Origin of the sequence: Streptomyces sp. NPDC048338 (assembly GCF_043201055.1) — a bacterium.
In the GTDB taxonomy this organism is placed as follows: domain Bacteria; phylum Actinomycetota; class Actinomycetes; order Streptomycetales; family Streptomycetaceae; genus Streptomyces.
On sequence record NZ_JBICYQ010000021.1, the window covers coordinates 1 to 932 of the forward strand.

Consider the following 932-nt stretch of genomic DNA (forward strand, 5'->3'; position numbering starts at 1 on the left):
GCCCGGTTACATTCCGAACCCGGAAGCTAAGCCTTTCAGCGCCGATGGTACTGCAGGGGGGACCCTGTGGGAGAGTAGGACGCCGCCGAACAATCTTTCAGGACCCTTGGTCCCAGCGTTCACGCTGGGACCAAGGGTCCTTTTTGTTTTTGCCTTGAATTTCTCGAAGCGCGTCGGGGTGCCGGCTGCGCGAGAATGACTGCAGTACCCGAAGACAGGAGTCACGTCGATGTCCACCAACTCTCCCGACGATCGTCCGGAGCGCGAGCCGCGTCGTAGGGACGGTGGCGAGCGGGGCGGCTTCCGCGGGCCGCGTCGCGACGACAACCGTGGTGGTGGCGGTTTCCGCCGTGACGACCGTCGTGATGACAACCGCGGCGGTGGCGGTGGCGGTGGTTTCCGTCGTGACGACCGTCCTCGCGATGACCGCCGTGACGACCGTCCGCCGTTCCGACGCGATGACCGTCGTGACGACCGGCCGACCTTCCGTCGTGACGAGCGTCGTGATGACAACCGCGGCGGTGGCGGTGGCGGTGGTTTCCGTCGCGATGACCGTCGTGATGACAACCGTGGCGGTGGCGGCGGTGGCGGTTTCCGTCGCGATGACAACCGTGGCGGCGGTGGTGGTGGTGGTTTCCGCCGTGACGAGCGTCGTGATGACAACCGCGGCGGCGGTGGCGGTGGTTTCCGTCGCGATGACCGTCGTGATGACAACCGTGGCGGTGGCGGTGGTTTCCGTCGTGACGAGCGTCGTGACGACAACCGCGGTGGCGGCGGCGGTGGCGGTTTCCGCCGCGATGACCGTCCGTCGTTCCCCCGTGACGACCGTCGTGACGAGCGTCCGTCCTTCCGTCGTGACGAGCGCCGTGACGACAACCGTGGTGGCGGTTTCCGCCGCGACGACCGTCCGTCGTTCCCCCGTGACGACCGTC

Annotated in this window: 1 rRNA gene and 1 pseudogene; both read left to right on the top strand. The window is 67.3% G+C overall.

The window, feature by feature from the left end:
• Positions 1-91 (top strand): 5S ribosomal RNA (gene rrf / locus ACGFZF_RS35660); the annotation flags it as partial.
• A gap of 108 nt (positions 92-199) precedes the next feature.
• Positions 200-932: pseudogene (locus ACGFZF_RS35665) on the top strand (hypothetical protein); the annotation flags it as partial.